Below are 24,078 nucleotides of genomic sequence, written 5' to 3'. Positions count from 1 at the left end.
CTTCGCAAAGAGAGCGACAAAAATCATGCCCCGGAGAACCGAATCGTGCGATTTCGATTGAACCGGGGCGTTGAACCTGACCTATATGCCAAAGTGAATGGCGGCGCAATCAATCGTCCGATGATGCGGCGACTTCAATCCGCCGCCCCCAGAATGTGCGGTCCGGTGCCTTGAATCTGCGACGCAGGTAAATCCCGATCCACAATAGCAATATCCAAGGCAGGCTGATGGCAAGGAATGTGATCGCGGCACCGATCGAAGAACCGAGTGCCGAGGCGATGCCGGCAAAAGCTTCTCGAATTGGCCTTGAGAAACCGCCAGAACCGGGCGCCGCGGACTGGTAGTTGATCACGATCTTGCTGAATGCCACGCGTCCGCGCATTTCCTTCAGCCAACCGCGGGCCTGATCGATTTCCTCATTGACCTGCGTAACCGCGCGCTCGGATTCTACGAGTTCCGCCACGCTCCCTTCCTTGGTCCGGAGCAGTTCAGTCAGGCGCTGCGACAATAAACTCCGGCTTCGGAGACGTGCTTCCGTGTCGACAATCTGCTTGGAAAGATCTTCGCCGCTTATCGATGTCGCAATCTGGCTCCCGCCGTTGTTGTCGACCGCTTTGGCGAGCTGCTCGCCAAAGGCACGCGCTTGTGGCGCCGCAACTTCGATATTCAGCATGCCCGTGGCATAATCACCTTCTCCGCCACTATTGTCCATATTCAGGACGCGGCAGATTTCCGGGCCGCGTTTTTCGCACAATTCGACATGAGCCCGTTGAGTCTTTGCAATTTCCGAGGCTGGAAGGCGAAAGTCATATTGATAGCTATAGGCAATCTGTGGAACCGAAACCGGGATGTCGCCAGCCTCCGCGGTGCTATTGGCGCTTTCCGAATCCCGGACAAGGGGCTCTTCGACAGAATATGCGTCTGCCGATTCTTCCGCCAACTGCAGTTCGGTGCCGGATTCACCGCCGTTGCTGCATGCGCCTAAAGCGAAAGCCATCATGATGGCAAATAATGAAAAACGCATGGCTTAGGTTCCTCGTTCCGCGGAGGACTCCGACGCTAATGAGATGCTGTTACATCGTCAACGATCTGTCCTGGGTTGTGACAACCAGCCTGCAGGGCAATCATGAGCCTCATCCCGGACAATGCAGGGGCCGGGCCTTGAAAATTGGTCCGTGGAAACCGTGTCTCACACTGCCGGGTCCAATTTCCCACTACCAAGCATGAATCCACCCTGCTATCGCTCAAGCCATGAGTGATGTAACCGAAGCCCCGCCCGAAGAACCCGAAGATGAATTTGACGCGATAGTCGAAGCGCCCTTTGATGCGGCGCTTTCCGAACGCTATCTGATCTACGCGATGTCGACAATCACGGCGCGGTCGCTGCCGGATTTGCGCGACGGGCTGAAGCCCGTGCATCGCCGCCTCCTGTGGGCGATGCGGCTGCTCAAACTTGATCCGTCGCAGGGTTACAAGAAATGCGCCCGCGTCGTCGGCGATGTGATCGGTAAATATCACCCGCACGGTGACCAGTCGGTCTATGACGCGATGGTCCGTCTCGCCCAGACTTTCTCTCTGCGCTATCCGCTGGTCGACGGTCAGGGAAATTTCGGCAATATCGACGGCGATAATGCCGCTGCCTATCGTTATACCGAAGCCCGGCTGACCCGCACGGCGATCGAGCTGATGCACGGGCTCGACGAAGGCACGGTTGACTTCAAGCCCACTTATAACGGCGAGGATGAAGAGCCCGAGGTCATGCCCGGACTGTTCCCGAATCTGCTCGCCAATGGCGCCAGTGGAATCGCTGTGGGTATGGCGACCAGCATTCCTTCGCATAATGTGCACGAGATTATCGATGCGGTGACATTGCTGATCGAGAATCCCAAGGCTGAACATGCCGAGATCATGGAGATTATCAAGGGACCCGATCTCGCTACCGGCGGGACGCTGGTTGATCCGAAATCGGTGATCGACGCGGCCTATGAAAGCGGCCGTGGCGCGATGCGGGTGCGCTGCAAGTGGGAGAAGGAAGACGCCGAGGGGCGCGGCGCATGGCAGATTGTCGTCACCGAAATTCCCTATCAGGTGCAGAAGGGCAAGCTGATCGAGCAGATTGCCCAGATCATCGCCGACAAGAAACTGCCGATCCTTACCGATATCCGCGATGAATCCGATGAAGAGGTGCGGATCGTTCTGGAACCGAAGAGCCGGACGGTCGATCCCGAGGATCTGATGAACGCGCTGTTCCGCATGTCGGATCTGGAAAACCGCTTCTCGCTCAACATGAATGTGCTCGACAAGGACCGTGTGCCTAAGGTGATGGGTATCAGCGAAGTGCTGAAACAATGGATCGTTCACCAGATCGAAGTGCTGGTCCGCCGCTCGCAGCACAGGCTCGAAAAAATCGATGCCCGGCTGGAACTGCTCGAAGGCTATATCATTGCCTATCTCAACCTCGACCGCGTGATCGAGATCATTCGCAACCATGATGAACCCAAGCCGATGCTGATGGACGAGTTCAATCTGACCGATCGTCAGGCCGAAGCGATCCTCAATATGCGCCTGCGGTCCTTGCGCAAGCTGGAAGAAATGGAATTGCGCAACGAGCGGGACAAACTGCTCGAGGAACGCGACGGGCTGGAAAAGCTTATCGACAGCCCGGCGCGACAGAAGACAAGGCTGAAGAAGGATTTGGCCGAATTGCGCAAGCTCTATGCCGAGGATACCGAACTCGGCAAGCGCCGGACGATGCTGATCGAGGCTGCGCCGGCGCGGGAAATCTCGCTCGAGGCCTTTATCGAAAAAGAACCGGTCACGGTCATCATGTCGCAGCGCGGATGGATCAAGGCGATGAAGGGCCATGCCGATTTGTCGCAACCGGACAGCTTCAAGTTCAAGGAAGGTGATGGTCCAAAATTTTCCTTCCACGCGCAGACCACCGACAAGCTGCTGATGTGCTGTGACAACGGGCGTTTCTATACGATCGGTGCAGACAAGCTGCCCGGTGCGCGCGGCTTTGGCGAGCCGGTAGGATCGATGGTCGATCTGGAACCGGGCGCCGAACCGATTGCGCTGATGGTGGCGGACATGAAGGCGAAGTTGTTGCTCGCCTCGACCTGGGGACGCGGCTTTGTCGCGAATATTTCCGATGTCGTGGCCGAAACGAAAAAGGGTCGTCAGGTTGCCAATCTGAAGGGCGACGCACGTCTGCTCGTGGTCCGCCCGGTACCGGAAAATGCCGATCATGTCGCGGCAATCGGCGAAAACCGCAAGCTGGTGGTCTTCTCGCTGTCCGAAATGCCGGAAATGGCCAGGGGACAGGGCGTCATGCTGCAACGCTACAAGGATGGCGGACTGTCTGATGCAATCGTGTTCAGACTGGAAGAGGGCCTGAGCTGGACGATGGGCGGAGAAACCGGCCGGACGCGGACCGAGAATGATCTAACCATGTGGCGGGTTGCGCGCGGTGCCGCCGGCCGCTTGCCGCCAACGGGCTTTCCCAAAAGCGGAAAATTCGATTGAGACGAACATCTGTTTCGGCGGTAACGGGTGATCGCGGGGCATTTATGACGTGGGAATAATTATATTTTACATTTAAATACAATTAATTGCGTATAATTACATAGTCCAGAATGTTCCGTCATGTAATAAACGTTCCAAATCCGGCCACAATGGGACGTGAATGGGAAATGGTTGACTTGGTAGAGCAAAACAAGGCAAGTGATTGCCGGTCTGATTTTGGTATCACAATATTAGCAGGAAAAATTGTTTAAAACGATGAGCAGTGAAACCGAAGACTTGCGGGAGTGGATCGACCAGCTCGAACAGATTTTGTCGCAGCTGGACACAATTCAGGCGAGCATTGCTGCCATCCATGTCGATATAGCGATCAGCGAACTCTGCCAGATCGCGGATGTCGAACGGGCCAACGGAACGATCAAGGCCGCCTAGCGAGCCGCAATCGGCATCGTCAGATGGCGATAAACTGCTGCCCGATTTTCTGTAATATATCGCGGCTCATGGCATTGCCCGCCGCAGATGCTCGTAATCGCGCCGGCGCGGAGTCTCCGCCACCGGAACATCTCTCGATCAGGCCGGCGCCGATCATATGATGCACATATCTCGACATGACCGAATTCTTCACATCGAGCCGGCTTGCGATATCCGCCACGGTCATCGGCATTTCGGTCTTCTCTGCGACAATCAGTTCCAGCAATATGTGCCAGCAAACATCGTCGACAGGAATTCCGCTATCGCGCAATTGATCTACAGCGACGGCACGACTTCCGAGCAAGATCGCAGCCGTTCTGACGGGGTCGATAGTGCGATCCTGTCCCGTTGCGCTATCCGCGACCGGCGCATGGATATAGTTGGATGAGTGATCATCGGGATTGCTAGGACTGGGCTTCATGGAAATGATGTCTTCGTACTCACGCATGTTTACTCCTGTCGCTTACTCGACCTGCGAGCGCGTATCGACCGAACGGTTGGTAGTCAATCGGCAATCGCGGCTTATTGTTAATCATAAAGTCGGATATGCGCGCGTTTTATGACAGCCATTGTATATTTTACATCAGTTGATCCTGCTGTTATGGGCGCCGGATGAGTACCAGAATGGCGATCATGGACATAGCCGCCGAAGCCGTCCGCAAGAGAGGATATAACGGCGTCAGTCTGGATCAGATCGCCCGCGACGTCGGTATCCAGAAATCGAGCATATATTATCATTTCTCCTCCAAGTCAGAGCTTATAGCTGCTATTTTCCGGCGGTTTTCCGGCCAGATATATTCTTTTCTGGAAGATACAATCAGCGCCGAAAGCCGTGCGGGTGATCGTTTGCTGGCCTATATTGTCGAGACGGGAACCTTCACCCAAGAAGGGGAATCGATTTGCATGTCGATTGCGCTCAACATCGACCGCGACAGCCTGCAGGCTGAAGTCGTCAATGATCTTGTGACTTTTCATGCAGCCAATATAGCGTGGCTGACAGATACATTTGCCCTTGGCCTGAAGGATGGCAGCATCAGCGATGTCGGGGATCCAGCAGAAGAGGCAAACGCCTGCCTGGCGCTTGTTGACGGTGCCCAGTTGATGGCCCGTGCCCATCAGGACCCCGGATTATACGAACAGGCGACGATGTTGCTGCGATCCAGGATCTCCGCATCCGGCGCTGCTGATAGCGCGCGCTAGTCAATATCGCCGAACCGGCTCGGTGGGCGGTGCGCCGGTATAGCAAAAGCTGTTTGCGCAATTCTCCCCGAAGCCTTAGCCTGTCCGGCAAAGTTAGTGGGGGAGGCCCATATGTCCGACAAAGATCCGGATAAGTCCGCGGAAGGCGGGGCGACCAGCGGAGCCGAAAAAGCCTATTGGGCACAAAATCTCCGGCTGCTCTGGACGCTGATGAGTATCTGGTTCGTCGTTTCCTTTGGAGCGGGTATTCTGTTCCGCGATTTTCTCGATCAATTTGCGCTCGGGGGCTATCCTCTCGGCTTCTGGTTCGCGCAACAGGGGGCGATCTATTTCTTCATTCTGCTGATCCTGTTCTACAGCATCCGGATGAAGCAGATCGAACGCCAATATGATCTCGATGACTGAGCGCGACTGATGGCAACCCAGACACTCATCTATATTTTCGTCGGCCTGTCCTTTGCGCTCTATATCGGCATCGCGATCGCTTCGCGCGCCGGCTCTACCAGCGAATTCTATGTTGCCGGCGGCGGCGTCAATCCGGTGGTCAACGGCATGGCGACGGCGGCCGACTGGATGTCGGCAGCGAGTTTCATCTCGATGGCCGGGATCATTGCCTTTTCCGGCTATGACGGCTCGGTCTATCTGATGGGCTGGACCGGCGGCTACGTCATGCTGGCGCTGCTGCTGGCGCCCTATCTCCGAAAATTCGGCCAGTTTACCGTGCCGGACTTTATCGGCACGCGCTACTATTCGAAAGCGGCCCGAGTGGTGGCGGTGATCTGTCTGATCTTTATCAGCTTCACCTATATCGCCGGGCAGATGCGCGGGGTCGGCATCGTCTTCTCCCGCTTTCTCGATGTACCGATCACACTCGGCGTGATTATCGGCATGGGCATAGTGTTCATCTATGCCGTGCTCGGCGGGATGAAGGGCATTACCTATACGCAGGTCGCGCAATATTGCGTGTTGATCTTTGCCTATATGGTCCCGGCTTTTTTCATCAGCTTCCTGATCACCGGCAATCCGGTACCACAACTGGGCCTGGGTTCGACGGTCAATGACGGGTCGGGACTCTATGTGCTGCAAAAGCTGGATCTGGTGCTGCAGGACATGGGATTTGCCGCCTATACCGACGGCAGCAAGTCGATGATCGACGTCTTCTGCATCACCGCTGCCCTGATGATCGGAACCGCTGGCCTGCCGCATGTCATTGTCCGCTTCTTCACCGTGCCCAAGGCGTCGGACGCGCGCAAGTCGGCGGGTTGGGCTCTGGTTTTCATTGCCCTGCTCTATACCACAGCACCAGCGGTGGGCGCCTTTGCCCGGCTCAATTTCATCGATAGCGTGCAGGATACCGATTATGCTGAGGCACCGGCATGGTTCAAAAACTGGGAGAGCAACGACCTGATCGCCTGGCGCGACAAAAATGGCGACGGCAAGATGCAGCTGGGCAAGGGCGATCCTTTTCAGGGCGCGCCGCAGTTCACGACAAGCACCGGACCCAGTGGTGAACGTGTTGTAGAAAATGCCGCGGCGAACGATAATCCGAACGAGGTCTATGTTGACCGCGATATCATGGTGCTGGCCAATCCGGAAATCGCCAATCTGCCAGGCTGGGTGATCGCGCTGGTCGCCGCCGGCGGTCTGGCGGCGGCGCTGTCGACGGCGGCGGGGCTGCTACTGGTGATCAGTTCGTCAATCAGTCACGATCTTCTGAAAAGCACCTTCCGACCGCAGATTACCGAGAAGGGCGAGCTGCTCGCAGCCCGGCTGGCCGCGACCGCAGCGATCGTTGTCGCCGGCTATCTCGGCATCTATCCGCCCGGATGGGTCGCGCAGGTGGTTGCTTTCGCCTTTGGTCTGGCCGCCGCCTCGCTATTTCCGGCGATCTTCATGGGGGTTTTTTCCAAACGGATGAATCGCGAGGGCGCGATTGCCGGAATGGTAACGGGCCTGACCTTCACCTTCCTCTATATCGGCTGGTTCAAGCTCTGGTCGCCGGAAAGCAATGTCGCGGCCAACTGGCTGTTCGAAATCTCGCCCGAGGGTATTGGCGTGATCGGAATGCTGCTAAATTTCGCGGTGGCGATTGCGGTCGCGCGGTTCACCAGCCCGCCGCCAAAGGAGATCGGCTGGCTGGTCGACAAGATTCGGGTGCCGCGGGGCTAGTGTTGTTGCCCGCTGCAAATGTTCCCGCAGGTGCCCGGTAGTCGATAGGCCGATTTGGCAGAACCCGGAGGAAGCGGCTTGTGGAAAGGGGCAAATTTTGTGATAAGCCAGCCCAAGGGGCGCTATACGGGGGTAATCGATGGTCTGCACATCTTGCGGCACTGAAGTTCGAGCGGGAGATAGCTATTGCGCCAATTGTGGCGCAGCGTTGCAAGCCGACGCGGAAACCGGACCGTCAGGGAAAAGCGGCAAAGCCCGCGGACCGGGTCTTGCGTCGGGTGGCCTGATCCTCATCCGTTCGATATTCACGATGCCGATCAAGACCGCAAACCTGGCAGCGCACGAACTCCGCAAGATCGCGAAAACGGGTGCAATCGATTCCGATCGAGACTTTCCGCACCTGTTCTGGTGCAAGGCGATGCTGCCGGTCGTCGCAACTTTCCTGTCGGCGCTGGTATTGCTCGGCACGCTTGGACTGGCTGTCGCCCAGGCAGGAATCGCAGGTTTTTTCATCGGCATCTTTGCCGCAATCTTCGCCGCAATCGCAGCCGACTGGTTCATCATGATTGTCGGAGAATATCTGATGATAAAAGTCGTCAGCGCTCGCTATTACTTGCAGCATATCGAGGATTATGAAGGAGAAAATGAGCGGCACTGACCGCTTCAAAGCCGTTTCTGACCGATTGCTTTGAATCAGTCCGGCATCCCCGTTGCTGTCGAGCCAGTGGTTTGCAGCGGCGTTTTACCGCTTCTTGGCGATTTTCAGCTTGTCCTGCTTGGCCCTCGTCTTGCTTGATTCCTCGCTGCGGGTCAGCGCCTTGGATATGGCCTTGAGCGTCATGCCCTTTTTGGCAAAGGCGTGCAGCTTCTGCACTTCTTCGCTGGTCCAGGGCTGTTTGTGGCGTTCGAAACGGTCTTTCATGACGTGTGGTTTAGCAGATAATGGGGATCATGCACTCTATTAGCACATTAGCCGTCGTTTGCGGTCAAGCCGCTGGCGACAGCGGGCTTTGCACAGCGCCATTTGTCCGCTAGCCAGCAGCCCGTATTTACACACGGAGACTTCCATGCAGTTTGACGACGTAATCCTCGGCCGGCGCAGTATACGCGGCTACAAGCCGGACCCTGTTCCGCAGGAACTCATCGAGGAAATATTGGGACTGGCGATGCGCGCACCCTCTTCGATGAACACCCAGCCCTATAATTTTTACGTCATCACCGGCAAGCCGCTGGAGAAAATCCGCGCCGGCAACACCGAGCGGATGCTTGCCGGGGTGCCGCAGTCGCGCGAGTTCCGGACCGGAGAGGCCTTTGCCGGTGCGCATCGCGAGCGGCAGATCGGCGTAGCCAAACAGCTATTTGGCGCGATGGGAATTGAACGCGATGACAAGGAAGCGCGGCAGGACTGGGTGATGCGCGGTTTCCGCCAGTTTGATGCGCCGGTGTGTGTGATCATTACCTATGACAAGGTGCTCGACGGCAGCGACGATACGCCTTTTGATTGCGGCGCAGTGGCGACGGCGCTGGTCAACGCGGCCTGGTCGCGCGGGCTGGGCACGGTGATCAACAGCCAGGGCATCATGCAGTCGCCGGTGGTCCGCGAACATGCCGGCATTGCCGATGACCAGGTGATCATGAAAAGTATTGCACTCGGCTGGCCGGACGAGAGCTTTCCCGCCAATGCCGTGGTGTCGGAGCGGAAGCCGGTGGATGAGGCCGCAGTGTTTGTCGGCTTTGAGGAGTAGCTGAAGCGGATGTGCCCCTGCGCAGGCAGGGGTCCATCTCCCGGAAGCGCCAAGCGGAACCGACAGGAGATGGATAGCTGCCTTCGCAGGCACAGGTGTGCTCCGCACTTGATGCGGAGCACACCGCTACAGGGAGCAGGTCTTGCCTCCAGAGCCCCGCATCAAGTGCGGAGCACGATTACTTGTTCAATCGTCCCTCGACCAGCGCATCAACCACACTCGGATCAGCGAGCGTCGACGTATCGCCCAGTGCACCATGTTCATTCTCGGCAATCTTGCGCAGGATACGCCGCATGATCTTGCCGCTGCGCGTTTTTGGCAGGGCCGGGGTCAGATGCAGATGGTCGGGTGTGGCAATCGGACCGATTTCCTTCCGCACATGGAGCCGCAGTTCGGCAACCAGCTCGTCGGAGGACGGCTCGCCCGCATTGAGCGTGACATAGCAATAGATGCCCTGTCCCTTGATATCATGGGGATAGCCGACCACGGCTGCTTCTGCGACTTTGGGATGCGAGACCAAGGCGCTTTCAACTTCCGCCGTGCCCATGCGATGGCCCGAGACATTGATGACATCATCGACCCGGCCAGTGATCCAGTAGTAATCATCGCCGTCCCGCTTGCAGCCGTCACCGGTGAAATATTTGCCCTTATAGGTGCTGAAATAGGTCTGGATGAAGCGCTCATGGTCGCCATAAACGCTGCGCGCCTGGCCCGGCCAGCTGGCGGTGATGCACAGATTGCCATCGGTTGCACCGTCGAGAACGTAGCCATCGCCGTCGACCAGTTGGGGCTGGACGCCGAAAAACGGCTTGCCGGCGCTGCCCGGTTTCATGCCATGAGCGCCGGGGAGGGTGGTGATCATGATGCCGCCGGTTTCGGTCTGCCACCAGGTGTCGACGATCGGCGACTTGCCTTCGCCGACCGCGTCATAATACCAGCGCCAGGCTTCCGGATTGATCGGCTCGCCGACGGTGCCGAGCAGGCGGAGGGAGGAGCGGTCGTGGGCCTTCACCGGTCCGTCGCCTTCGCGCATCAATGCGCGGATCGCGGTCGGTGCGTTGTAGAAGATATTGACCTTGTGCTTTTCGACCACTTCCCAGAAGCGACCATGGTCGGGATAGTTGGGAATGCCCTCGAACATGATCTCGGTGGCACCATTGATCAGCGGTCCATAGACAATATAGCTGTGGCCGGTGACCCAGCCGATATCGGCCGAGCACCAGAAGACCTCGCCCGGTTGATAGTCGAAGACATAGTGGAACGTGGTCGCCACCCAGACCGCGTAGCCACCGGTGGTGTGCAATACGCCTTTGGGTTTGCCGGTCGAGCCGGACGTATAGAGAATGAAGAGCGGGTCCTCGGCATTCATTGGCTCGCAGGGGCAATCGGCAGGCACGTCGGCCGAAATATCATGATACCAGTGATCGCGGCCTTCGGTCATGGCGACATCGCTGTCCGTATGGTTGATCACCAATACGGCGTCGACTGACACTTTCTCGAGCGCCGCGTCGACATTGGCCTTCAGTGGTACTGGTTTGCCGCCGCGCAACCCGGCATCGGCGCAAATCACGAACTTGCTATCACAATCCTCGATCCGTCCGGCCAAGGCATCGGGGGAGAAGCCGCCAAAGACTACGCTGTGAATCGCGCCGATACGGGCGCAGGACAGCATGGCGATCGCGCCTTCGGGGATCATCGGCATGTAGATAGTGACACGGTCGCCCTTTTGGACGCCCAGTTTTTTCAGGCTGTTGGCCATTTTGATGACTTCTGCCTGTAGCTCGGCATAGCTGATCGTGCGGCCGGGCGACTTGGGGTCATCGGGTTCGAAAACCAGCGCGGTGACATCGCCTTTGCCGGCCACGACATGGCGGTCGACCGCATTGTGGCAGATGTTCAAAATGCCGTCTTCATACCATTTTATCGCAACCGGATCGAAGGACCAGTTGGCTATTGTGCCGGGAGCTGTCTGCCAGTCGAGGCGCTCTGCCTGGCGTGACCAGAAACTGTCGGGATCGCTGATGCTTTCCTGATAGAGACGGTCATAATCCGCTACCGTGCAATGGGTGGGCGCATCGCTGCGCGGAGAGGGGATCAACTCGACCAAGTCCTTATTTTCCGCATTGTCCGTCATGGTTCGTCTCTCCTTATCGGCATCTGTTCTAGATAGTTTTTTCCGCCGCAAATATCAATTTTGTCCCTGCCGGTTTTTCCGGTTCAGGGCTGGCGCGTCAAGGCCTGTTCCTTGATGAATTTCCGGATCCATTCTTCGTCCGGAAAGCCCTGCGCGATCCAGGCTGTCTCGATTTTGGCGAGGGTTTTCGCGACGAGCGGTCCCGGCTTCAGCCCCCGTTCGATCAGGTCACCACCGGTCAGCGGAAAGACCGGCGGTTGCCACCCGTCGAGTGCATCCAGAAGTTTAGGCAAAGCGGTGTCGTCGGCGAAGAGGAGCGCGGCATCGCGGGCGCTATCTACACTGGTGCGATAAGCGAAGCCGCGGATATCGGCCAGGCCTGTTGCTGCTTCACTGACATGGAACTCTTGCGCACCCAAAAGCCGTTCGCCGATCGCCCTCTGCTGTTTCCGGGACAGTTTCAGGCTCTTGGCAATATGGCTCGCCTTGTCCGCCTCCTTGGGCAGCAGCGCCACCAGCCGCCGGATCGCTACGGGCTCGAGCTGATACCGTTGCTCGCGTTCGACCAGTCGATTGATTCTTTCTCCCGCATCCGGATCAACATCTTCGACGATATGCCGGAATATTCGGGCATCCAGCATCTGGCCGATCGCAAATCGCGGGTCCTCTGTGGCGAGCAGTTTTAACAGCTCGTCGGCCACCCGCTCACGGGACAGGGTTTCGAGCTTTGCCGCCGCTGCGGTGCAAGCCGCGAAAGCCTCTTCGTCTATCTGCTGCTGGCCGAAGCGCGCGAGAAAGCGGAAATAGCGCATGATCCGCAAATAGTCTTCCGCGATCCGTTCGGCGGCCGAACCGATGAAGCGGATGTGCAGATTTTCCAGATCGTCGAGCCCGCCGAAATAATCGAATATCTGCAGCGTGCCGGGATCGGCGGATAGCGCGTTGATCGTGAAATCCCGGCGCGCCGCGTCCTCTTTCCAGTCGTCGCTGAAGGCAACGGTCGCCCGTCGTCCGTCGGTGGAAACATCGCGCCGCAGCGTGGTGATTTCGACGGGGCCTTCCGGCAGAACCGCGGTGACCGTGCCATGGGCTATGCCGGTGGGAACGGTTTTTATGGACACGGCCGCAAGCCGGTCCATCACGTCCTCCGGCAGCAGCGGAGTGGCGATATCAATATCCTTGACCGACAGACCCAGCAAGGTGTCGCGAACGGCCCCGCCGACGAAGCGCGCCTTGCCTTCCAGCGCCGCAATCAGTTCCGCAAGGCCGGGCCTTTCTGTCCATTCTGCCGACGCTATCGTCTCCGTCACCAGTCCAGCCTCTTTCCCAGGTTGTTCAAAATGCCCGCGGTAATCCCCCAGATACGATAATTCTGCCAGTAAATCTCGTAATAATGCCGCTTGCGCCCGTTCCACGTGCCTTCGTGCGTGGTCCGGTTCTTCGGGTCGAGCAGAAATTCTAGCGGGGCTTCGAACCAGCTTTCCACTTCAACCGGATCGGCGACGAAGGGCAGGTCGGGCGGGATGACACTGAGCACCGGCTGGATATTATAGCCGCTGCCCGACTGGAAACTGTCGGTCATGCCGATGATATCGACATGGCTGCGGTCGAGCGAAACTTCCTCGTGCGCTTCCCGCAATGCTGCATCAATGGGATCCCGGTCTTCCGGATCAATCTTGCCACCCGGGAAGGCGACCTGCCCGGGGTGGTTGCGCATATGCTGCGGGCGCTGCACAAAGATCACGCCCGGATCGGGGCGGTCCGTGACCGCGATCAGCACGGCCGCGTCACGCAGAATCTTCAGATCGTCGATATGGTCCCGTTCGCTGTAGAGCAGATGATCGAGATCATTCTCGTGTCCCTTCACCAGGGCCTGTTCCAGCCGGTCGCGCAAGGTCATGAATCGGTCGCCATCGGAAAAAAAGCACCGGCCGACCAGATGCCAAGCGGATCTTTGTTTTCTGCCAGCGCCAGTTCCACCAGTTCATAATAGACTGGTCGCGCCAGCACCGCTTCCAGCCCGCCCCGGACATGAAGATAGGGTTGAGGCTTGTCGGCGCCAAAGCGGAGCGGATGATCCGGTCCCGCGACCACAAGATGATCGGTGTTGAGCCGGAAGGCGAGCGTCCGGTCTTCGCCGCTGCTCTGGCTTTCCAGCTGGACGGCGACAAACGGCGCATCCTCTACCTTAATGCTCAGCTTCTGATAGGGCGTGACCAGTGCAAAACTGCCGTCCGCTTCCCGCCGCAGAATAGAGGAAAAGGCGCGCACCATGGCCGGGCGCTGGATAGGGTCACCCTGATGATACCAACTGCCATCTGCGGCGATTCGCATCTCGCTGTCGCCGCTCTCCTTCGGCTCCCACTGTTCGACGGGCGGCAATTTCTGTGCTTCGGCCAATTCCGCGATTTCCGCGATGGATAGCGAGGCCAGTTCGGGTGGGGGCGTATAGGGCATGCAACCGGACTATTGCCCGGCGGCATTTCTGTAAAGGCTTAGACTCGCTATCGGGTCCAGGGACCAAGCGTGCCGGTGGTGGGCAATGTCTGTGCCGGGTTGCAGCGCACCAGCAGGCGCGAAGGTTCCCACGGGCCCGGCAGCGTCCATCCGGCGGTTTTCTCGGCTGAAAATCCGAAGAAACGCTCATAATATTCCGGGTCGCCGATCATCACCAGCGGCAGCGGGTCATTGGGCTGGATCTCCTGCAGCAGCGCCGTCATCATCGCCCGGCCAATGCCTTCGCGCTGGAAATCCGGATAAACCGCCACCGGTCCTACCATGATCATCGGATATTTCTTGCCCTCTTCATCCGTGAGGGCGATGGGCCAGCACTGGATAGAACCCAGCAGTTCGTGCTTTTCCTGATCCACGGCGGCCAGCGACAGGCCTTCGAGCATATCCATGCCTTCGCGCAGCCGATAGGCGGTGCGGTTGTGTCGGTCCGCGCCAAAGGCAGCGTCGAGCAGCGCTTCGACAAGTTGCGGATCGATTTCGGCGAGAGGAATGATGCTGGTCAAGTTTGTGGTCTCATATAGCGGGAAAAGCGCGCGCTACCCCGCTTTGCAGCAAAAGTCGAGCCGTATAGGTTGCAATTGCATGATTGGATTGCGCCAGCTAAAAGATTGATCTGATAAGGGGAGTTTGTGCGTGTCGGACCAGAATGAGCCAGTAAAACCGTCGAAGGGCGAAACGCGAGCGGCCACCGCGTCGGCAATGCCGGGCAAGATTGGCTCGCTACGGCGGGATCCCAAGGGCTGGCTGATTCTTGTTCTCGGTCTGGGCGCGCCTCTGGCCTTTCTGATTGCCGCCGCTGGCAGCGGCTTCGGGCTCTGGGGATGGCAGGCCGGTCTGGGGGCGATACCTTGGATCATTCTGGTCGCCGTACTCACGCTGCTACTGGCAATCATCTTCATCGTGCTGAACCGGCGCAAGGGACGCAAGACCCGCTGGCCTCTGCTGGGGCTGGGAATGGTAGCCACGCTTGGCTTTCTGGCTTTCTGGATACCCTATGTTATTGCGGTTGCCACGCTGCCCGCCATTCATGACATTACCACCGATCTTGCCGATCCGCCGCAATTTACCGCGATCGCGCTGCGCGATGACAATTGGGACAATATTCCAGGAGCGGATGACAGCGACATGCGTGGCATGAACCCGCGGCAGCGCTGGGCGACCGTGCATCAGGATGCCTATCCCGATATCCGCTCGGTCCGTATTGACCAGCCGGTTGCAGTGGTGATTGAAAAGGCAAAAAGGCTGGCGGAAGATCGCGGCTGGGAGATTGTCAGCGTCGATCCGGCCTCCGGCAATCTGGAAGCGACCGATACGATCTCGCTGTTCCGGTTCAAGGATGACGTCGTCATTCGGGCCCGCTCGGCCGAAAATGGCGCCGCCAGCATTATTGACATGCGCTCGGTCAGCCGCGTCGGGGTCCATGATATCGGCGCAAATGCCAAGCGTGTCCGCCGTTTTCTGAGCGATCTGTCGGGAACGACCACCGCCGCGTCGCAATAGGTTCCGGCTAGCGGGCGCTATTTGGTCGGGGTGAGTTTCAGCAACCGGCCATTTTCGCCATCTTCCAGCACATAGAGCGCGCCGTCGGGGCCCTGTTCCACCTCGCGAATGCGGCTGTCCATCAGAAAACGCTCGGCCTCCTTGGCGCTATCACCTTCAAACGAAACGCGGATCAGCGCCTGGCTGGCGAGCCCTCCAAGGAACGCGCTGCCTTTCCACGCCGGGAACAGATCACCAGAATAGAAGATCAGACCGCTGGGCGCGATGGTCGGCACCCATGCCACTTTCGGGGCCTCGAATTCCGGATGAGTGTCATGATTGGGGATTATCTCGCCATCATAATGATCGCCTTCCGACACGACCGGATAGCCATAGTTGGCGGCCCTTTGCACCAGATTAAGCTCGTCACCGTCTTTCGGACCCATTTCCTGATTCCAGAGACGTCCTTCACTATCGAAGGCAAGCCCTAGAATATTGCGGTGGCCCAGCGACCAGATTTCCGGCAGCGCATCTTCCTGATCGACAAAGGGATTGTCCTTGGGAATGCTGCCGTCGGGATAAAGCCGGACAATCTTGCCCAGATTGGCTTTCATATCCTGCGCCGGATCAAATTTCTGCCGGTCGCCGGATCCGATAAAAAGATATTTGCCGTCGGGGGAAAAGGCGATGCGATGCGAATAATGGCCTTTACCGGTGACTTTCGGTGTCTGGGTCCAGATAGTCTGAAGATTTCGCAGGGCGGGCTTCTGGCCGGACAGAACCAGCTTGGCGCGCCCTACGACGGCTCCTCTGGTGTCGTCCTCGCCTTCTTCAACCCAGCTCAGATAGACCATATTGCTGGTCGCATAATCGGGCGCGAGCACGATATCGCCAAAACCGCCCTGACCGCCATATGCGACCTTCGGTACGCCGCTGATTTCGGTTTTCTGCCCCTTGGCATCAACCAGCTGCAACTTGCCCGCTTTTTCGCTGATCAGCATCCGGCCGTCCGGCAGGAAGGTCATGGCCCATGGTTCGTCAAAACTGGCAATTGCGGTTGTTTCAAAAGGCTTGCGATCCACCGGTGAAATTTCGGCCAGAGCCTGCGTCTCTGTTGAAGCGCCGGCATTGGTCTGGGCGTTTTCTCCATTGGTGCAGGAAACCATGAAGATAGCGATCGAAAGCGAAAGTCCTATGTTTTTCATGAAGTTCCCGTTTTATGTCCATCAAGTTCAGAGCACTTGTCTTTACATTCCAGTATAGGGGAGGCGAGGCAATTTTCCTAGGCCAATCCAAGGTTTTTTACTCGTGAATCGCGCTGTTCACGGCTTGCTTACCATTATTGGTTAAGGCGGGCGCATGTTTGGACGAAAATCGAAAGGCGATGATCCACGCCCGCAGTCCGCGGTTTCCCATGGTGTGGGCATTGCCGGCCTGATCGGCCTGGCGTGCTGGATCCTGATCGCCCGCCAATATGGTCTGGACGGCCCCTATTCCGCGCTTGCCGCCTGTCTGGCCTGTGCGGTGCCGATGGTGATCTGGTCATTGCTGATGGACAAGGTGCATTTGCGGCCATCCACGGGCATGGACTGGAACCGTCCCAAGCCGCTGAAAGAAACATTCGACGTCAGTCTGGTAAAGCTCGCCGGCCTTTGGGCGACCTGGGGTATGATCGCCACAATATACTGTGTCGGCCGCTGGTACTGGACCGGGCAATATCAGTTTTCGATGGAGATCATGGAAGCGGTGGCGCCATGGCTGTTCCTGCTGTCTATTCCCTATGTGCTGTTCACGGATCGCTTTGCCGTCGAACCGCGCGACAGTGCCTGGCATTTTGGCCAGCTGCTAACCGGCAGGAAAAGCGAATTTGACCGACAGCAGATCCGTCACCATCTCCGCGCATGGGCCGTAAAGGGCTTTTTCCTAGCGTTCATGCTCTCGATCGTGCCCGGCGGTTTTGCCGATCTGGTCCGCCTCGATCTGGATGTGCTGGCCGGTAATCCGGTAGAAATTGCTCATTGGCTGATCATCGCGATGTTTGTCGTCGACGTCCAGTTTGCGACGGTGGGCTATCTGCTGACGATGAAGCCACTCGATGCGCATATCCGCACGGCGAACCCCTATCTGGCCGGCTGGGTCGCGGCGCTGATCTGCTATCCGCCATTCATCCTGATGGGCGATGACGGTCCGCTCAACTATCACGTCAACACCGCCGACTGGGCCTATTGGTTCGCAGGCCAGCCGGTCGTCCTCTGGATCTGGGGCGGCTTGTTGGTTTTTCTCACAGCGATCTATGCGTGGGCGACAATTGCCTTTGGTCTGCGCTTCTCCAATCTCACCCATCGCGGCATCCTGACCCATGGTCCCTATAGCTGGACCAAACACCCCGCCTATGTTGCGAAAAACGCCTATTGGTGGCTGGCCACCATGCCGTTTCTGGTTACTTCGGGAAGCATCACCGATCTCGTCCGCAATACTGTCCTGATCGCGGCGGTCAGCCTTGTCTATTACTGGCGCGCCAAGACCGAGGAAAAGCATCTGCTCAGCGACCCGGCCTACAAGGAATATGCCGAGTGGATGGATCGTAATGCACCGGTCCCCCGACTGCTAAACCGGATCAAGCGCCGTATCGGCTGGTGGCCGCCGGAGCGCGGAGACCGACCGGAATTCCAGCCGGCCGAATAACCCGACCGATTCAAATTGTCGGTTCCAGCGGGAATCGCTATTCCCGCATTCATGACAGTGACAGGAACAGACGGAAAGCAGCGTTGCTTCGGCGGACAGGCGGGCAAAGAATTTTACGGCGACTATCACGACCGGGAATGGGGCGTGCCGGTTCATGATGACCGGTTGCTGTTCGAAAATCTGATTCTGGAAGGGGCGCAGGCTGGCCTGAGCTGGGAAACGGTTCTGCGCAAACGCGACGGCTATCGTCGCGCCTTTCACGGTTTTGATATCCAGCGTTGCGCGGCGATGGAAGATGATGAACTGGAAGCCTTGCGCGAGGATAGCGGGATCGTACGCAACCGGCTCAAAATTTACTCGGTCCGCAAAAACGCACAGGCATTTCTCGCAATCCAGACCGAATCCGGCAGCTTCGATTCATGGCTCTGGGGCCATCTGGACGGTGCGTCACCCCCGGTAAACCGGCCCGGGCATTTTTCCGAAATGGCGAGCAGCTCACCGGTCAGTGACGCGATTTCCAAAGCCCTCAAAAAACGCGGCATGAGCTTTGTCGGCAGCACTATCATCTACGCCTATATGCAGGCGATCGGGATGACCGACGACCATCTCGCCGGCTGCTGGAAGGCCTGATCAGCCGGGGTTTTTGAGATAGGCAATCAGGTTAGCACGTGTCTGTGCATCCGGTGTGCCGGCGTAGAACATCTTGGTCTTCGGGATTACCCTTGCCGGCTTTTCGAGAAACTGGTTCAATTTCTCTTCTGTCCAGACGATGCCGCTATTGGTCGTGGCTTCAGAATATTTGAAACCTGCGACTCCACCGGCTTTCCGGTCAATAATATCTGCCAGCGTGGGGCCAAGCCGGTTCATTCCCGGTTCGATCACATGGCAGGTGCGACACTGGGCGAAACTCGCCTTACCCGCGGCGGCATCACCGGTCAGGCTGGCATAGGCAACGCCGTCCAATGTGGTGACATCGTCAACCGCTGGCGGTCCGGTGTCGACCGGTGCTTCCGTTTTCGCTGACTCTGCTGCCGGTTCGCCGGTTTCCGGTCCACCATCTGAACAGCCAGAAACCACAACTGCCAAAGCCACAACAGCCGATACCGTCTTCATGCGAACCATATTCATTTTTTCCTATCGTGTAATATTGTCAGGCAACTCGAAGATAAGATGACCTAGAGCGGAATCCTGCAAAATTAAAGTACTGATCTGCGCTGCCGGTCCCGTCGAAGATATTCTCGCCGCCTGATTGCAATAATGGGAGAATGTCTTCACTCCCTCGTCGGCCGGATAGCGAAAGCGGTGCTGGTCGGGCCGGTCAAATGCGGCTATCCTCGCAGTATGAACATATTTCGAGAGGAACCGCCGGTAGGAAGCCCGGTCAAGCGGACAGGACAAGCGGGCGCATGATTCTGGCCTTGAAAAAATATATGGCGCGGTTGCCTGAAAAAATCTGGTTTCGGGCGATGCTGTTCAGCCTGGGAGCGATTGCCGCAGCGGCGGCAGCGGAGTGGGTCGGCCCGCTGATTCCCTATGAAGCGGATCTGGAGATCGCCAGCGGGTCGGTGGGCGATATATTGACTATTTTGGCATCCAGCATGCTGGCGGTCATTGCCTTTTCCGTGTCGATCATGGTGTCGGCTTACGGTTCGGCGACCAGTACCGCTACGCCGCGAACCATCGCTCTCATGCTTGCAGACGACCGGTCGCAGAACGCCTTGTCGACTTTTCTCGGTACATTTTTGTTCAGCATCGTCGGAATTATCGGATTATCTGCCGGCTATTATGACGACAAGGGTCGCATCATCCTGTTCTTTGCCACGATAGCCGTGATCGTGATTATTTCCGGCACGCTGATCAACTGGATCCAGCAGCTGTCCACGTTCGGGCGGATGAATGATCTTATCGACCGCGTCGAGCAGGCCACCTCGAAAGCGCTTCGCTGGCATGGCCAGCATCCCTATTTGCACGCGCAGCCGCCTGTCGACATCCCGAAGGATGCGCTTCCGGTCAGCTGCGATAGTGTCAGCGGTGTGGTGACCTCGATAGACTTGAGCCAGCTGCAGGAAGCCGCCGAGCAACAGGATGTCACCGTCTATCTGACCATCCACCCGGGCAAGCTTATCTACCCGGCCCGACCGTTGCTTTACCTGTCCGGGGCAGGAGCCGAAGAAGCCGATCTGCAGCCGTTCCGTGACAGTATATTGGTCGAGCATGATCGCAGCTTTGAGCAGGACCCCCGGTTTGGCCTGGTGGTTCTATCGGAAATAGCCTCCCGGGCTTTGTCGCCGGCGGTGAACGATCCGGGCACGGCTATTTCGGTGCTGGACAGCGGTTTGCGCTGTTTCGAGGTTCTGGCGGCCGCCAGCGCCGAGCCGGAAAAGGCGAAATATGCGAACGTTCATGGCCCGGTGATAGAGATGGATGACCTGTTCACCGATTTCTTCATCAAGATCGCGCGGGACGGGGCCGGACTGGTGGAAGTGCAGCAGCGCATTCAGCTCTGCCTGCTGGCGCTGGCCCAGTCATGGCCAGATCTATTCGCCGCAGCCGCTGCGCAGGCGTCCCGGGACGCTCTGGCAAGGGCGCTCGACACGATAGTGCACGAGGCCGACGTGGAAGATCTGAAGGCAAGATCACAGAAGGTAGCCGGCTGCTGCGCGTAGCTGTGCCGACGGTCGCGTCGGCTGGAGAATGGAAGGCCGGATAACGCGATCCACAACATACTCTACTCGTTGTGATCGCGGTATCCGGCGCAAACCTCTGGGTCGAAGGTGAATTCGGACATCGCCCATCGATTGCAAGATATAACCCGGCAAGGCCCAATCGGTTCCGTGTCGGGGAAATTTTACTGGTACGGCGTGCGGAATCGCGGTTCAGTTGGCGGAAAAAGCGGCGAATATATCCGGAATGGCCGTCGGGATTTCCATCTTTAGCAATGCCGAAATTGCGTCTTCGATGACCAGATCATATCGGGCGACCGATCCTTCCATTACGCCAGGCGTTGCGCCGATTGACCGGATCAGCCGATAGGCTTTCTTGTTGTCCCGCAGAATGTCGATCCGCAAATAACGCAATCCTTCACAATAGCAGTCGAGAAACAGCGCGGTCATCAAAATCCGGGCGACGCCGAGCCCGTGATAGGGATCGAGGACCGCTATCGCGAATTCGCCGGTGTCGCTGCTGCCCTCGTCCCGGAAGACATGCGCAGCCGCTATTGCGGGATTTCCCTTCTCGTCCCGGTCGATCACCCCCCAGGCAAGATGATTGATGCCATCCGCATTCGCCAACCGTTCGACAACCGTCGGCGACATGGATTTTGATCCGGAAAAGAAACGCAGATAGCGGCTCTGGTCGGACATTTGCCTGATGCCTCTCTCGAGTTCCTCCATATCCGAATGACGGACGCGGCGCAGACAAATCCGGACACCATTGTCGAGTCTGGCATCGACCGATTCGAGCTGATTCTGAAAAGACCAGGATTCGGACATCAAGCTTCTCTCCGACGCATTGCCAATATTCGCCGCCGACGGTGTCCGTCCCGGTTGCTGTGACAGGCCGGAGCCTAGCATCAATCTGCCTGCGAGGCCATCGGGACGGCTTCCTTGAACGTATGGGTGACGTAAGGGAACGGAATTTCGATATTGGCGTCGTCCAGTGCCCGCTTGACCGAGCGGATCACCTGGTCGCGGCTGTCATGCATATCACGCTGGGCCGAACCCGACCACCAGCGAAGTCGGAAATCGACCGAACTGGAGTTGAACTCGCAGGCAAAGATATCAACGGGCTTTTCCCGGTCGGTGGCATCGGAGGACTCAACGGCTGTGCGAATGACATCGCGCGCTTCCTCGAGATCGGTATCATAGGAAACGCCGACCACGACTTCGTGGCGCCGGCTATCATGGTCGGTCAGTATTTCTACCGGGTTCTTGAACAATATGGAATTCGGCACGATCGTAAGCTCGTTTGACAGCTTCCGGATATGGGTTTCCCGCAACAGGATCTGCTCCACCTTGCCTTCGATTCCTTCACAGGAGATATAGTCGCCGATCCGCATTTTCTCCCGCACCATGATCAATATGCCGGCGAGAAAATTCTCGAAAATGTCTTGAAAGGCAAAGCCGATGGCCACCGTCCCGACACCCAGCCCGGCAATCAGGCTGCCTGGGGTCAAATCCGGCAACAGGATCGTCAGGGCGATCATCAAGCCGACTGTCCAGATCGCAATTCTCACTAGCGTATCGACCAGCTCGCGCAGGGACGGCCGCATTTTCGTTCTTGCGGTCAGGCGATCGGCTATTTTTGTCGCAAAGCGAGCGACAATCCAGGTCGCGATGAGGAGGATGATGGCGAAAACCAGATTGGGCAGGAGGCTGACAATGCCTTCCCACATGGAACGCAATTGTGCCGCTAGAATCTGGAGAGTATCAAGGGACCGATTTGTTGTATTATTCATGCGCTATATACGCGCGGGTCATAAAATGGTTGCATAAATTGCATATAAGCGCAGTTCCATAGGGAACTCTATCCTGCGGAAAAGGTTAACCGCCTATGTCGAATTTATTCAAGCCCGGGGAAAATTGTTGGCGGGTCGAGCATGCAGACCGGGCGGCTGTTCTTATCGATGGCGAGAATTATTTCCGTGCGGTGCGAAAGTCGCTTGCCCAGGCCAGACAACGTATCATGCTGCTGGGGTGGGATTTCGACGAACGGGTGGAGATGCGTGATACCGCGGAGGAACCGGAGGGCCCGTTGAAGATTGGCGCCTATTTTGACTGGCTGCTCAAGAAGAATCGCGATCTCGATATCTATGTGCTGCGATGGGATACCGGGGCTCTCAAGTCCTTTCTCCGGGTGAATGGTCTGTTGACGCTGATCCGATGGTATTTTCACCCGCGCGTGCATTTCAAGCTGGATTCTCACCATCCCGTGGGGGCTGCGCATCATCAGAAAGTCATTGTGATTGACGAAGACACCGCTTTTTGCAGCGGCATTGATGTGACCAACAACCGCTGGGACACGCGCGCGCACGAGGACAGTCAGGAGCATCGCCTGCAGCCGGACGGCAATGATGCCGGGCCCTGGCACGACGCGGCAATGGTGGTACAGGGTGCAGTCGCGGGCGCGCTGGCACAATATGCGGTCCAGCACTGGCGCAGTGCGGGCGGCAAGAAAAACAAGATGGTAACCGCGAAAAGCGATTGCTGGCCCGAGGGTTTGCAGTCAGATTTCACGAATTGCCCCGTCGCTATCGCGCGGACATTGCCCGAAATGGATGACCAGCGGGATGCGCGCGAAATTGAGAGCCTGTGTCTGGGCCTGATTGCTGCTGCCAGGCGTTTTATCTATGCGGAAAGCCAGTATTTTGCTTCCGCCCGGATCGCTTCTGCCATTGCCGCGCGTCTTTCGGAACCGGATGGCCCGGAAGTCATAATTGTAAACCCGCAAAGCGCGGAAGGATGGCTGGAATCCGAGATTATGGATTCTACCCGGGCGCGTCTGCATGAAGCGATAAAGGTGCAGGACCAATATGACCGGTTCCGCATCTTCCATCCCTTCAACGCGGCCGGCACGCCGATCTACGTGCATGCAAAGATCATGATAATCGACGATCGCTATATTCGGGTCGGATCTTCCAATTTCAATAATCGTTCGCTGGGCTTTGACAGCGAATGCGACGTTGCGATTGATGCTTCGGATGTTGAGGGGGGGCAAGTGTCCAGCCAGATCGCCCGTGTCCGGAACGATCTGCTGGCAGAGCATCTGGGGGTTGGAGAGCAGGATGTCGCAAGGCTGTTGAAAGAAACCGGATCCCTGATCGCGACGATCGACGCGCTTCAGACGCCGGGTCGCGAACTCAGGGTCTATGAGACTCCCGATATTGACGCCGTGGAATCGTGGCTGGCGGAGAATGACATCCTCGACCCGCAGCGGGCCGATGACACCTTTGCGGGTATCGTATAAGTCCGCCGCGCCCGTGTGCTATGGCTTGATGCTATGCCGCGGTTTCAGGTGACTTGGTTTCATTCTTTTGCTGGATTTTCTTGATGATGATCCGGGCGGCAACGGAAATGGCACCGGCAGCAATCGTTCTGATGATATAACGCATGTCTTTCTCCTGGGTTCGTTGTGTGATGTTCACTCTACTTACCGACGAAC

Annotated in this window: 24 protein-coding genes; 12 read left to right on the top strand and 12 right to left on the bottom strand. The window is 57.6% G+C overall.

Going from position 1 to position 24,078, the window contains the following annotated elements:
* Positions 1–109 precede the first annotated feature (109 nt).
* The gene (locus BOSE62_RS10775; protein WP_159645920.1) at positions 110–1,024 is read right to left on the bottom strand and encodes a DUF4349 domain-containing protein; all 915 of its coding nucleotides are present in this window, start codon (positions 1,022–1,024) and stop codon (positions 110–112) included.
* Between the two features lie 227 nt (positions 1,025–1,251).
* On the opposite strand from BOSE62_RS10775, the gene parC reads away from it, so the two are divergent.
* Positions 1,252–3,525 carry a DNA topoisomerase IV subunit A gene (parC, locus tag BOSE62_RS10770; protein ID WP_159645917.1) on the top strand — a complete coding sequence of 758 codons (2,274 nt, stop codon included), beginning with the start codon at positions 1,252–1,254 and terminating at the stop codon, positions 3,523–3,525.
* Between the two features lie 255 nt (positions 3,526–3,780).
* Positions 3,781–3,954 (top strand): hypothetical protein, encoded by a 174-nt coding sequence (locus BOSE62_RS10765; RefSeq protein ID WP_159645913.1) that lies wholly within the window; start codon positions 3,781–3,783, stop codon positions 3,952–3,954.
* Between the two features lie 19 nt (positions 3,955–3,973).
* On the opposite strand, the gene BOSE62_RS10760 is transcribed toward BOSE62_RS10765, so the two are convergent.
* Positions 3,974–4,441 (bottom strand): MarR family transcriptional regulator, encoded by a 468-nt coding sequence (locus tag BOSE62_RS10760; RefSeq protein ID WP_159645910.1) that lies wholly within the window; start codon positions 4,439–4,441, stop codon positions 3,974–3,976.
* A gap of 164 nt (positions 4,442–4,605) precedes the next feature.
* On the opposite strand from BOSE62_RS10760, the gene BOSE62_RS10755 reads away from it, so the two are divergent.
* From BOSE62_RS10755 to BOSE62_RS10740, 4 genes are all read left to right on the top strand, one after another.
* A complete protein-coding gene (locus tag BOSE62_RS10755) occupies positions 4,606–5,193 on the top strand; it encodes a TetR/AcrR family transcriptional regulator (protein ID WP_159645907.1) in 588 nt (195 codons plus the stop codon).
* Between the two features lie 111 nt (positions 5,194–5,304).
* Positions 5,305–5,598, top strand: coding sequence for a DUF4212 domain-containing protein (locus tag BOSE62_RS10750; protein ID WP_159645904.1), 294 nt, complete (start codon positions 5,305–5,307; stop codon positions 5,596–5,598).
* A gap of 9 nt (positions 5,599–5,607) precedes the next feature.
* Positions 5,608–7,362 carry a sodium:solute symporter family protein gene (locus tag BOSE62_RS10745; RefSeq protein WP_159645901.1) on the top strand — a complete coding sequence of 585 codons (1,755 nt, stop codon included), beginning with the start codon at positions 5,608–5,610 and terminating at the stop codon, positions 7,360–7,362.
* A gap of 139 nt (positions 7,363–7,501) precedes the next feature.
* Positions 7,502–8,020, top strand: a complete 519-nt coding sequence (locus tag BOSE62_RS10740) for a zinc ribbon domain-containing protein (protein WP_159645898.1) — start codon at positions 7,502–7,504, stop codon at positions 8,018–8,020.
* Positions 8,021–8,104: 84 nt separating this feature from the next.
* Here BOSE62_RS10740 and BOSE62_RS10735 read toward each other — a convergent pair whose 3' ends face one another.
* Positions 8,105–8,284 (bottom strand): hypothetical protein, encoded by a 180-nt coding sequence (locus BOSE62_RS10735; protein ID WP_159645895.1) that lies wholly within the window; start codon positions 8,282–8,284, stop codon positions 8,105–8,107.
* Positions 8,285–8,429: 145 nt separating this feature from the next.
* Between BOSE62_RS10735 and BOSE62_RS10730 the strand changes: the two genes are divergently transcribed.
* A complete protein-coding gene (locus BOSE62_RS10730; RefSeq protein WP_159645892.1) occupies positions 8,430–9,107 on the top strand; it encodes a nitroreductase in 678 nt (225 codons plus the stop codon).
* Positions 9,108–9,285: 178 nt separating this feature from the next.
* Here BOSE62_RS10730 and acs read toward each other — a convergent pair whose 3' ends face one another.
* The 5 genes from acs to BOSE62_RS10705 all read right to left on the bottom strand — a co-directional run bounded on the left by acs (position 9,286) and on the right by BOSE62_RS10705 (position 14,258).
* Positions 9,286–11,241: an acetate--CoA ligase gene (gene acs / locus BOSE62_RS10725; protein ID WP_159645890.1), complete on the bottom strand. Its 1,956-nt coding sequence runs from the start codon at positions 11,239–11,241 to the stop codon at positions 9,286–9,288.
* 83 nt (positions 11,242–11,324) lie between these two features.
* Complete coding sequence (locus BOSE62_RS10720) at positions 11,325–12,551, bottom strand: CCA tRNA nucleotidyltransferase (RefSeq protein ID WP_159645887.1); 1,227 nt, start codon at positions 12,549–12,551, stop codon at positions 11,325–11,327.
* Complete coding sequence (locus BOSE62_RS10715) at positions 12,548–13,141, bottom strand: CoA pyrophosphatase (protein ID WP_159645884.1); 594 nt, start codon at positions 13,139–13,141, stop codon at positions 12,548–12,550. The genes BOSE62_RS10720 and BOSE62_RS10715 overlap by 4 nt, the downstream gene beginning before the upstream one ends.
* Positions 13,138–13,698: a DUF1285 domain-containing protein gene (locus BOSE62_RS10710; protein ID WP_159645881.1), complete on the bottom strand. Its 561-nt coding sequence runs from the start codon at positions 13,696–13,698 to the stop codon at positions 13,138–13,140. Before BOSE62_RS10710 ends, BOSE62_RS10715 begins: the two co-directional genes overlap by 4 nt.
* Before the next feature lie 47 nt (positions 13,699–13,745).
* A complete protein-coding gene (locus BOSE62_RS10705) occupies positions 13,746–14,258 on the bottom strand; it encodes a GNAT family N-acetyltransferase (protein WP_159645878.1) in 513 nt (170 codons plus the stop codon).
* Between the two features lie 130 nt (positions 14,259–14,388).
* On the opposite strand from BOSE62_RS10705, the gene BOSE62_RS10700 reads away from it, so the two are divergent.
* A complete protein-coding gene (locus BOSE62_RS10700) occupies positions 14,389–15,255 on the top strand; it encodes a DUF1499 domain-containing protein (RefSeq protein ID WP_159645875.1) in 867 nt (288 codons plus the stop codon).
* Positions 15,256–15,272: 17 nt separating this feature from the next.
* Here BOSE62_RS10700 and BOSE62_RS10695 read toward each other — a convergent pair whose 3' ends face one another.
* On the bottom strand, positions 15,273–16,439 hold the full coding sequence (locus BOSE62_RS10695) for a PQQ-dependent sugar dehydrogenase (protein WP_159645872.1): 1,167 nt from the start codon (positions 16,437–16,439) through the stop codon (positions 15,273–15,275).
* A 154-nt stretch (positions 16,440–16,593) separates the two neighbouring features.
* On the opposite strand from BOSE62_RS10695, the gene BOSE62_RS10690 reads away from it, so the two are divergent.
* On the top strand, positions 16,594–17,919 hold the full coding sequence (locus tag BOSE62_RS10690; protein WP_159645869.1) for a methyltransferase family protein: 1,326 nt from the start codon (positions 16,594–16,596) through the stop codon (positions 17,917–17,919).
* A gap of 57 nt (positions 17,920–17,976) precedes the next feature.
* Positions 17,977–18,549: a DNA-3-methyladenine glycosylase I gene (locus tag BOSE62_RS10685; protein ID WP_236553989.1), complete on the top strand. Its 573-nt coding sequence runs from the start codon at positions 17,977–17,979 to the stop codon at positions 18,547–18,549.
* On the opposite strand, the gene BOSE62_RS10680 is transcribed toward BOSE62_RS10685, so the two are convergent.
* Positions 18,550–19,041 (bottom strand): c-type cytochrome, encoded by a 492-nt coding sequence (locus tag BOSE62_RS10680; RefSeq protein ID WP_236553988.1) that lies wholly within the window; start codon positions 19,039–19,041, stop codon positions 18,550–18,552.
* A gap of 284 nt (positions 19,042–19,325) precedes the next feature.
* Here BOSE62_RS10680 and BOSE62_RS10675 point away from each other — a divergent pair, with 284 nt between their 5' ends.
* Positions 19,326–20,585 carry a DUF2254 domain-containing protein gene (locus BOSE62_RS10675; protein ID WP_159645860.1) on the top strand — a complete coding sequence of 420 codons (1,260 nt, stop codon included), beginning with the start codon at positions 19,326–19,328 and terminating at the stop codon, positions 20,583–20,585.
* 210 nt (positions 20,586–20,795) lie between these two features.
* On the opposite strand, the gene BOSE62_RS10670 is transcribed toward BOSE62_RS10675, so the two are convergent.
* Together BOSE62_RS10670 and BOSE62_RS10665 are read right to left on the bottom strand one after the other, a co-directional pair.
* Positions 20,796–21,410, bottom strand: a complete 615-nt coding sequence (locus BOSE62_RS10670; RefSeq protein WP_159645857.1) for a GNAT family N-acetyltransferase — start codon at positions 21,408–21,410, stop codon at positions 20,796–20,798.
* A gap of 80 nt (positions 21,411–21,490) precedes the next feature.
* Positions 21,491–22,312 (bottom strand): mechanosensitive ion channel family protein, encoded by an 822-nt coding sequence (locus BOSE62_RS10665; RefSeq protein WP_236554177.1) that lies wholly within the window; start codon positions 22,310–22,312, stop codon positions 21,491–21,493.
* A gap of 158 nt (positions 22,313–22,470) precedes the next feature.
* On the opposite strand from BOSE62_RS10665, the gene BOSE62_RS10660 reads away from it, so the two are divergent.
* The gene (locus BOSE62_RS10660; protein ID WP_159645851.1) at positions 22,471–23,883 is read left to right on the top strand and encodes a phospholipase D-like domain-containing protein; all 1,413 of its coding nucleotides are present in this window, start codon (positions 22,471–22,473) and stop codon (positions 23,881–23,883) included.
* The last annotated feature ends 195 nt before the right edge of the window (positions 23,884–24,078 follow it).

The sequence above is a fragment of the Sphingorhabdus sp. 109 genome, from assembly GCF_902506555.1.
In the GTDB taxonomy this organism is placed as follows: Bacteria; Pseudomonadota; Alphaproteobacteria; order Sphingomonadales; family Sphingomonadaceae; genus Parasphingorhabdus.
The sequence above is the reverse complement of the archived record's forward strand: the minus strand, read 5'-3'. Positions and strand labels throughout refer to the sequence as shown.

What these genes read in the sequence shown, in the direction of transcription:
- BOSE62_RS10775 (WP_159645920.1), bottom strand. Translation starts at nt 1,024, where the DNA reads ATGCGTTTTTCATTATTTGCCATCATGATGGCTTTCGCTTTAGGCGCA.
- parC (WP_159645917.1), top strand. Translation starts at nt 1,252, where the DNA reads ATGAGTGATGTAACCGAAGCCCCGCCCGAAGAACCCGAAGATGAATTT.
- BOSE62_RS10765 (WP_159645913.1), top strand. Translation starts at nt 3,781, where the DNA reads ATGAGCAGTGAAACCGAAGACTTGCGGGAGTGGATCGACCAGCTCGAA.
- BOSE62_RS10760 (WP_159645910.1), bottom strand. Translation starts at nt 4,441, where the DNA reads ATGCGTGAGTACGAAGACATCATTTCCATGAAGCCCAGTCCTAGCAAT.
- BOSE62_RS10755 (WP_159645907.1), top strand. Translation starts at nt 4,606, where the DNA reads ATGAGTACCAGAATGGCGATCATGGACATAGCCGCCGAAGCCGTCCGC.
- BOSE62_RS10750 (WP_159645904.1), top strand. Translation starts at nt 5,305, where the DNA reads ATGTCCGACAAAGATCCGGATAAGTCCGCGGAAGGCGGGGCGACCAGC.
- BOSE62_RS10745 (WP_159645901.1), top strand. Translation starts at nt 5,608, where the DNA reads ATGGCAACCCAGACACTCATCTATATTTTCGTCGGCCTGTCCTTTGCG.
- BOSE62_RS10740 (WP_159645898.1), top strand. Translation starts at nt 7,502, where the DNA reads ATGGTCTGCACATCTTGCGGCACTGAAGTTCGAGCGGGAGATAGCTAT.
- BOSE62_RS10735 (WP_159645895.1), bottom strand. Translation starts at nt 8,284, where the DNA reads ATGAAAGACCGTTTCGAACGCCACAAACAGCCCTGGACCAGCGAAGAA.
- BOSE62_RS10730 (WP_159645892.1), top strand. Translation starts at nt 8,430, where the DNA reads ATGCAGTTTGACGACGTAATCCTCGGCCGGCGCAGTATACGCGGCTAC.
- acs (WP_159645890.1), bottom strand. Translation starts at nt 11,241, where the DNA reads ATGACGGACAATGCGGAAAATAAGGACTTGGTCGAGTTGATCCCCTCT.
- BOSE62_RS10715 (WP_159645884.1), bottom strand. Translation starts at nt 13,141, where the DNA reads ATGACCTTGCGCGACCGGCTGGAACAGGCCCTGGTGAAGGGACACGAG.
- BOSE62_RS10710 (WP_159645881.1), bottom strand. Translation starts at nt 13,698, where the DNA reads ATGCCCTATACGCCCCCACCCGAACTGGCCTCGCTATCCATCGCGGAA.
- BOSE62_RS10695 (WP_159645872.1), bottom strand. Translation starts at nt 16,439, where the DNA reads ATGAAAAACATAGGACTTTCGCTTTCGATCGCTATCTTCATGGTTTCC.
- BOSE62_RS10690 (WP_159645869.1), top strand. Translation starts at nt 16,594, where the DNA reads ATGTTTGGACGAAAATCGAAAGGCGATGATCCACGCCCGCAGTCCGCG.
- BOSE62_RS10680 (WP_236553988.1), bottom strand. Translation starts at nt 19,041, where the DNA reads ATGGTTCGCATGAAGACGGTATCGGCTGTTGTGGCTTTGGCAGTTGTG.
- BOSE62_RS10675 (WP_159645860.1), top strand. Translation starts at nt 19,326, where the DNA reads ATGATTCTGGCCTTGAAAAAATATATGGCGCGGTTGCCTGAAAAAATC.
- BOSE62_RS10670 (WP_159645857.1), bottom strand. Translation starts at nt 21,410, where the DNA reads ATGTCCGAATCCTGGTCTTTTCAGAATCAGCTCGAATCGGTCGATGCC.
- BOSE62_RS10665 (WP_236554177.1), bottom strand. Translation starts at nt 22,312, where the DNA reads ATGTGGGAAGGCATTGTCAGCCTCCTGCCCAATCTGGTTTTCGCCATC.
- BOSE62_RS10660 (WP_159645851.1), top strand. Translation starts at nt 22,471, where the DNA reads ATGTCGAATTTATTCAAGCCCGGGGAAAATTGTTGGCGGGTCGAGCAT.